Origin of the sequence: Hydrotalea lipotrueae (genome assembly GCF_019249625.1) — a bacterium.
Classification (GTDB): domain Bacteria; phylum Bacteroidota; class Bacteroidia; order Chitinophagales; family Chitinophagaceae; genus Hydrotalea; species Hydrotalea flava.
Genome location: NZ_JAESDL010000045.1, coordinates 1 through 7,654 on the forward strand (window position 1 = coordinate 1; position 7,654 = coordinate 7,654).

At 33.3% G+C, this 7,654-nt stretch carries 7 protein-coding genes; 2 read left to right on the top strand and 5 right to left on the bottom strand.

All coding sequences use genetic code 11. From position 1 onward, the window contains the following. From JK139_RS15025 to JK139_RS15035, 3 genes are all read right to left on the bottom strand, one after another. Positions 1-985, bottom strand: a 985-nt coding sequence (locus JK139_RS15025; protein ID WP_218332067.1) for a hypothetical protein, incomplete at its 3' end; no start/stop codon positions are given. A 53-nt stretch (positions 986-1,038) separates the two neighbouring features. Beyond that, positions 1,039-1,245, bottom strand: coding sequence for a hypothetical protein (locus JK139_RS15030; RefSeq protein ID WP_074421094.1), 207 nt, complete (start codon positions 1,243-1,245; stop codon positions 1,039-1,041). Between the two features lie 34 nt (positions 1,246-1,279). Further along, on the bottom strand, positions 1,280-2,902 hold the full coding sequence (locus JK139_RS15035; RefSeq protein ID WP_074421093.1) for a vitamin K epoxide reductase family protein: 1,623 nt from the start codon (positions 2,900-2,902) through the stop codon (positions 1,280-1,282). A gap of 398 nt (positions 2,903-3,300) precedes the next feature. On the opposite strand from JK139_RS15035, the gene JK139_RS15040 reads away from it, so the two are divergent. Together JK139_RS15040 and JK139_RS15045 are read left to right on the top strand one after the other, a co-directional pair. Further along, positions 3,301-3,567 carry a response regulator gene (locus JK139_RS15040; protein WP_074421092.1) on the top strand — a complete coding sequence of 89 codons (267 nt, stop codon included), beginning with the start codon at positions 3,301-3,303 and terminating at the stop codon, positions 3,565-3,567. Further along, the gene (locus JK139_RS15045; RefSeq protein ID WP_074421091.1) at positions 3,555-3,998 is read left to right on the top strand and encodes a helix-turn-helix transcriptional regulator; all 444 of its coding nucleotides are present in this window, start codon (positions 3,555-3,557) and stop codon (positions 3,996-3,998) included. Before JK139_RS15040 ends, JK139_RS15045 begins: the two co-directional genes overlap by 13 nt. Before the next feature lie 244 nt (positions 3,999-4,242). Here the strand turns inward: JK139_RS15045 and JK139_RS15050 are convergent, their stop codons facing one another. Both JK139_RS15050 and JK139_RS15055 read right to left on the bottom strand, forming a co-directional pair. Then, positions 4,243-5,574, bottom strand: coding sequence for an HlyD family secretion protein (locus JK139_RS15050; protein ID WP_081301415.1), 1,332 nt, complete (start codon positions 5,572-5,574; stop codon positions 4,243-4,245). 12 nt (positions 5,575-5,586) lie between these two features. Next, positions 5,587-7,654 (bottom strand): peptidase domain-containing ABC transporter (locus tag JK139_RS15055; protein WP_218332069.1); only part of this gene is annotated, 2,068 nt, incomplete at its 5' end.

The window sequence follows — 7,654 nt, forward strand, 5'->3', positions numbered from 1 at the left end:
TGGGTGCAAAGTGATTAAAGATAATTAAGTCGCTTTTAGTAACACTCTCCGGAAATAAAGTAATCGCTGCAATCATAAAATTTCCAATTAAATTGGTTTTAATATCATCCGGAGCATATAGTGAAGGCACAAACGTGTTACTGAAAGCATAAGTATTATTGTTTATTTTAAATATAGAGTCTTTAATTTCATTATCTGTTTCTAATTTATTTTCTACCATGTATTTCAAACTTAAATAGCTTGTAACGTAAAATGTTCCAAGCACACATTTCGGTACTGCTATGTTAAAAGGTTCTTGTATTTCTTCCGCCATTTGCAAAATATTTGCTTTGCTCATATCTGCACTAATAAAGTTAATTTCTTTAATTCCTCTTCTTATAAATGGTTTTAAGAATTCATTTATAAGTATTGTTTTGAATTGAACCTTGATGGCGCCTCTAAAGCTTTCTGTTATCTTGTTTTCCTGATATAGGCTATCATATGGATGGGTGTAATTGTTGATGATGTTAATTAAGTTTTTCTTTAATTCAGGAACATTCAAATTTTTTTGCTCAAATAAGTTAAATATAGGTGTGAATTTAGAAATAGGGTATGGATAATTGAATTGATTATTGAACAATATCATTCCTTCAGCATTACTACCTGTTAAACGAATCCAACTGGTATTTACAGGTGGGTTACTGCCTAAGATGGTTGCATTAAAAAAAATAGAGTCATTGGGTTTGGCATATATAAAAAATGGTACACCATCAAACGTTATTTTTAAAAAAGTAGATGTTTTTACAGCAATGTTTATGTTTATTTCTTTTTTGGGTGTTGCATTGATACTTTTAGTAGCCAGATCATGATTGTAAAATATACCTTCATACGGTTCAAAAATATTTAACTGCACATCATGGTCTGATGTTATGACACCTTTTAATAAAAATTGACAAAAAGCAATATTCGTATAAAATAAAAAAATTAAACTAATTAGGTATTTCATAATATGTTATTTAAGGTAGGGGCGATAAGGTCGCCCCTTTTTGTTTTTTAAGATCACTGTATTGAATTATTACAGGTTCCGCCGTATTGGCAGTAGGTCTTAATGTCATTTACCATTGTTTGTAATGCAGGATCCCTTGTATATTCCCAAGTACCCGGCATTCCGGTGCATGAGCATACCCATGTACCGCCCGAAATTTTCTTTTGTGCATCTTTGCTCAAAATGGTTACACCTTGTAACCCTGCAATTGTTTTTAACATACGCTTTTGTTTTGAATGTTTAAAAAATGATTGTTTATGTGTTGCTAGCTAACACCTTGGTAGATTGAACAGGACTCTTTTTTTCATATTCCTTCGCTCGTTCAAATTCATTAATTGCTTCTATATGAAACCGCAGGTCGTCTGTTCTGTAAATAAGTGGAAATAGTTTGTTGTTAATGAGTAGCAATGGCGTTAGGGTTAACTGTTGTTGTACACACCATTGTGCCTGGTTTTGTAAAAAGGGTTGTTGCTGTTTTAAAATCTCAGTGGGTAGTTTTAGCTTGTCAAATTTCTTAACATCGGGGTTAGCATACCAGTTTCCAATAGTTTTAATACCTATTTCCTTGTTGTTAAAGTATGTGTCAGCTAACCAGCTTGCAATCATTGTTCTTGGGTCACACAGGTTTTGATAGGGAACATAGAATACAATTCTTAAAGAAATATCGGCCGGAAATTGTTGTATCAAAGATTTTAATTCGCCATGCGTTTTTTGGCAGGCCCGACATAGTGGATTGGTAATAACGGTAATTTGTGTTGGGGCTTGCTCTGAACCTATGATGATTTCCTTTTCTGTTTTTATATGACTGTCTTCTATTGAATTTGTAAGCTTGTAATAATTTATAAACAGGTGATAGTTTCGCTTAAAACGTAAGAGTTCAATTTCAGCATTGTGCAGTCTGGCACTGTTTTCAAATAATTGCTTTAGATAATACCATACTATACCAACAAGAGCAATGATACATAATACTCCAACTGTAAATTGAGGTTGAAAGGAAATTTCCGAAAAGGAAATTATTGCTACAATTCCTTGTAGCAGCAGAATGGTTATTACAGTAAGACATAAAGGGCACCATTTTTTTATAATATAGGCCTGCTGATAGATAGAATAAATCGGAAATAATATTCCAACAATACTAACTGCCAAGAGTATTGAAATGGCATTTGGTAAAAGCAACAAGTAAATCAATTGCACAGAAAAATATATAATTCCTACATCAGTAAGGTTTATATCTTTCCACAAATTAGCTGCTTTTGAATGTAAAACCCCATTACAATCGGTGCTTTTTGATAATGTGCAAAAACGCTGCAGAAAATGGTTGTTAAAACCTAAACTATGAACAAAAAGCAGTAATGAGCATATGAGCCCTGCAATTGTTAGTAAGAAGTAAGCATAAATATTGATTGTTTGAGTGGGATGCATCCAGAATAAATAAAAAACGGCAAAAGTCAAAAGACTAATGGATAAAGGTCTTAACCAATTACGAATGTTAAGGCGAAATGTTGGTTGCTGCTTGTCAATTACAACGATGAAGCCAGAAAATATTTTCTTAAATTCATCAAAAGAAATTGAAAATAACTTCTCCTGCCCATTGTAAATTTCAACGGAAACTGTTGAAATAACCTTTGCTAATACAAATTGATCAACCTTGTTATTTCTTATTAATGAGAGAAATGGTTCTTTCAACTTTGGTATATTGTCAATATCAATTTGAGCGGCCTGATTTTCAATTTTGAATGCATTGAGTGTATCAGTAATAGAACTAAGTGTGCCAATATCAGGATGTGACAGAAATTGTAATTGTATTTTTTCAATACTTACTTCATAGTTGGTTTGCTTTAACCACTTGTAAATTATGTTAACTGTGTTTTCTTGCATATTGTTTAGCGGTACAGCCTATAAGGTGTTTAGCAATATGTGTCGATTTAATTTTTAAAGCAAAATTTGTGAATGTCGCCATAAGGTTGCTTACAAATAAAATATTATTTTCTATTTCAAAATGTTTTGCATCACCTGTCAGTCTTTATTTCAAATTTTCAATCAATTATATTTCCGATTTCTTAGCTTGGTGATTTTTATCATTCTGCCATATGATTTGCATTTATATATTTTTTTCTTTAAGCTTAAAGAATAAACGAAACTAATACATTATTTATGATATATCTTTAGTAATTTTCCTAAATCTTCTACGTAGTTTTACGCTATTTTTTAAGAAAACGCTTCTACATATCAAATTGTACCCGATATAATTTAATTTTATTCAAAATGTTCCTTTTATGTCTTCAGCCTTCAATTTGGTATTAGTAGATGCAAAACCGGATTACTTATTAAAACTTCGGCAAATGGTGAATACTATACCATTTGTTAACATTTTGTTTACGGCTAATAGTGGTGCTGATTGCTTAAAAAAATTGCAGCAGGTTAAAGCAGAGCCGGATGTGATTATTACCGACTTACTTATGCCGGAACTTGATGGTATGGGCTTGCAGCCATTTTACATTATTCCCGGCCTTCTATACCCATTATTGTATTGTCTGAGCTGATTTCTGAATATGAAATTGCCGAGTTAATGGATATAGGTGTAAAGGGCTTTCTGGGCAAAGCCAACCTATCAGCCGAAATAATTGCTAAAGCAATTGCAAATGTAAGTGAAGGCGCTGTATTTATAGATGAAACAATGTTTGATAAAGAAAAAGCCTTTGCTGAAATAAAGCGTATACAGCTATTGCCCCGAGATGTCAAAACTATTCAATCGTTTACCAAAAAGGAGTTGTGTTTTTTACAATTATTGGTAACACTGGATGATTACCAACAAATAGCCTGGGCCATGAACCTTTCGGTAAAAACGGTTCATTATTACGCCGAACGTTTGTGTGAAAAATCAGGTACAAAAAACAAAACGGCACTATTGTTATATGCCATTAAAAATAGATTGGTTAAAATTTATAAGGCTTTTATTGCCAAGGATGTTTAATATAAATTACAGATTTATTTGTTTTTATAGTACATGATTTTTTTTCATTCTTGTCTGACTAAAAAGTGTAAACTAATGGTTTAACCCCTTTACAGAGCCATATTTCAGCCGATTTCAAAAGATGGGGTGCTCCCTCCAGATTTGAAAAAATCATTTTTTAGCCTGTAATCCTTTACAGAAAAGGATTACAGCGATTTTTTAGTTAAGTTTTTTCGGACAATAATGATTTATTTAAAATTTACTACTACCAGTTAACCTGTTTGCGGATATTGTAATAAAACCGATCTAACAATCGCATTTTTTCAGTTATAATTTCTGCCTGTGCAAATAAACCGAACTGATACTGAAGTGACTTGCCATAGTTCGTTATCAAACTATTTGGAAGGATTACTTTGGATAGATAGCCACTGTCTGTAGGTGTTTGACTAATATATTCTATTTTTCCTGTTACACTACCAAACTGTTCATAGGGATAAGCCTGAAACTTTAATAGTACATCTTGCAGGGTATGTACTTTTCCAAAATTATATTGTGGTATAAACATTTCGGCAAAATATTGCGTGCTTTTTGCCTGTATGTAAAACAATAGTTGTCCGTTTTTTATAAACTGGTTTTGCTGATAAAATCCTGCCATTTGTACCCGTCCGTCAATAGGTGATTTCAGTACATACTTAAATTCCCATTGTTCAATCTGACTGATTAATGATTGTAAAGCTTGTATGAAAGTATTTTTTTGAACAGTGATTTGGTTCTCTAATTCGGCAATTTCTTTTCTTTTGTCATTTTGCTGGGTTTCGTTGCTGACAATAGCAGATTTTATCTGCGGTAGGCTTAGTTGTTTAGAAATAAGCTTACTTTCTTCATTACGATAATCTAGTGCTGAAATAACTTTATCTTTTGCAAGTGATTTGTTTGCTTCAAATGTTTGTTTAGATAAAGCCACATCTTTTTCCAAAAGTAATCTCTGCTCTATTAGGATGGAATGTAAGCGGGTAATGTTGTTCAGGTCGGTTTGCAGCATGGAGCGTTTACGTAAATAAAACCCGTTGCTGATAAAATCTTTAAAGCTAATAAAGCTTTGCATAAAAGTTTGAAAAGGTTGCTGTATTTCTCCCAGATCACTCAAATACTGCTGATTGGTGTAATTTGGAAAGAATTTGATTATTTGGTCAGTTTTGTTCTGGGATACGTATGCCAAGATGGAATCCAGATTTGCTTTAACAAGTGTTACTGATTTAGGATTAGCAATACTTTCCATATAGGCTAAAGCATCCCCTTGTTTTATGCTGTCGCCATTGTTTACGAGTAGTTGTTGCAATTTCCCATCTGTTCTGGTAACCACTTCTTTCGGAGCATTCAAACTACTCAAACGTGCTTTACATATTACTATGTCCGGGTATTGAATAAACCAGCAAACAATTGCCATTATAACAATAATAAAGAAGAATAAAACCGTACCCCAACGGATAAAAAAATTGGGTTTCCGACTGATGAATTCCTGAACCTCATCACTTCTTAAATGAAATGTTTCAGATAAACTGCTAATATCTCCATTCTCATTCACAACTATCGGCATAATGTAACAATTTTAGTTTCCTAATTCTAACTGGTTTTTCACTAATTCGTAATAGTATCCCTTTTCTAAAGCAAGCTCTTCATGTGTTCCTTCTTCTACTATCCTTCCCTCATGCAACACTACTATTTTATCAGCGTTCTTTACAGTACTTAAACGATGTGCTACTACAACTACTGTTTTGTTCTTGAAAAAAGATTGTAGGCTTTCCAATATCCTTTTTTCATTGTTTGCATCTAAGGCATTGGTTGCTTCATCAAAAAAAATATACTCGGGGTTTTTGTAAACAGCTCTGGCAATTAATATTCTTTGCTTTTGTCCTTGGCTGATTCCTATTCCTTCTGCCCCGATTTTTGTATTAAAACCTAAAGGCAGACTTTCAATATAAGAAAGGATATTAGCTACCTTACAGGCATGTATTAATTGCTGTTGATTGATTTGCTCACCATGTAGGGCTATATTGTTGGTAATGGTGTCATTAAAAATATAGCCATCTTGTAATACACTGCTGCATTGGCTACGCCAAAATCTATGGCTGATGTATTTGATATTGGTTTCTCCAATCCTGATATCGCCCTTATAATTTTCGTAAAACTTTAAAAGTAGTTTCAATAAAGTGGTTTTGCCACTACCACTCATACCTACGATGGCTGTTACTTTTTTCTCCAGTATCAGTAAATTAATATTTTGTAATACAGGCTCGTTGCCTGCACCTGTATAGGTAAAAGAAACATTTGATACATGGATGGATTTATCAGAGGGTAAACTGTGTTGCAAGTTACTTTCTTTAGATTCTTCGTTCGCTAAAGTATGTATTTCATTAAGGCGTTCTAATGATAGTTTGGCATCTTGTGCCTGCTGTATAAAGCCAATCAGTTGCTCAACAGGGCTGTTTAACTGACCGATGATGTATTGAATCGCCAGCATGGCACCCAGTGTTAACTGTCCTTCAATTACAGCTTTAGCAACAAAAAAAGTGATGATTATATTTTTACCTTCATTAATAAAAAATGCCCCGGCATACTGATACTGGCTTATTTGTAAAGTTTTAAAGCCGAGTTTAAATAAAGCAATCTGTAATCGTTCCCACTCCCAACGTTTGGGTTTTTCGCAATTGTTTAGGCGTATTTCTTGCATACCATGTACCAATTGCATAGTAGCTGTATTTTCTTTACTGGCCAGTCTAAAACGTTCTATATCTAATTTCCGGCGATATTGTAGAAAAAATCGAATCCAAAAGAAATACAAAACACTGCCGGTAACGAATACTAAAAACACAGGTACATTATACAAAAGCAGGACTATTGAAAAAATAAGCAAATTGATTAATGAGAAAAGAATATTTAAAGAACCTGTTGTTAAAAACTGCTGTATCCTGCTGTGGTCGCCAATTCTTTGTAATGTATCACCTGTCTTTTTTGCGTCAAAATAAGATAAAGGCAATTGCATCAACTTTATCCAAAAATCAGAAAGAATGGAGATGTTAATACCTGTACCAATATGCAACAGCAAATGACTGCGTATAAATTCTGTAATGATACGACCTGTAAATAGAAAAAGTTGGGCAAAGAGTATGATAAAAATGTACTGAAGGTTGCGGGTGTTGATGCCTACATCTACAATACTTTGCGTAAGAAAAGGAAATACCAATTGCAAGGCAGATGCTATTACTAACCCTACAGTTAATTGAAAAAAATATCGCTTGTATTGATTCAAATATCTTAACAAAAAGCCCCAGCTTATTCCCTGGGCTTTGGTATCCTTTTGTTGATAAAATTCCGGAGTTGGTTCTAAAAGTAAAGCAATTCCCGGAACATCATCAGTTGTTTGCAGCCAGTGTTTGCAAAATGCTTCTTTAGTGTATTTAATTATATTATGTGCAGGGTCGGCTACCTCAATTTTCTTTAAATTTGAATTAGGTGTAACAATTACAAAATGGTTTTGGTTCCAGTGAACAATACATGGAAGAGGTGCTTCTTTCAAAAGTCTTTCAAAATTTATTCGAACACTCAGGGTTCTTAAACCTATTTCTTCTGCCGTATTGGCAATCCCCAGAAAATTAACTCCTTCTTTGTTTAATTGT

Excerpts from the sequence above, each read along its gene's own strand:
- JK139_RS15030 (WP_074421094.1), bottom strand. The coding sequence starts at position 1,245 with ATGTTAAAAACAATTGCAGGGTTACAAGGTGTAACCATTTTGAGCAAA.
- JK139_RS15035 (WP_074421093.1), bottom strand. The coding sequence starts at position 2,902 with ATGCAAGAAAACACAGTTAACATAATTTACAAGTGGTTAAAGCAAACC.
- JK139_RS15040 (WP_074421092.1), top strand. The coding sequence starts at position 3,301 with ATGTCTTCAGCCTTCAATTTGGTATTAGTAGATGCAAAACCGGATTAC.
- JK139_RS15050 (WP_081301415.1), bottom strand. The coding sequence starts at position 5,574 with ATGCCGATAGTTGTGAATGAGAATGGAGATATTAGCAGTTTATCTGAA.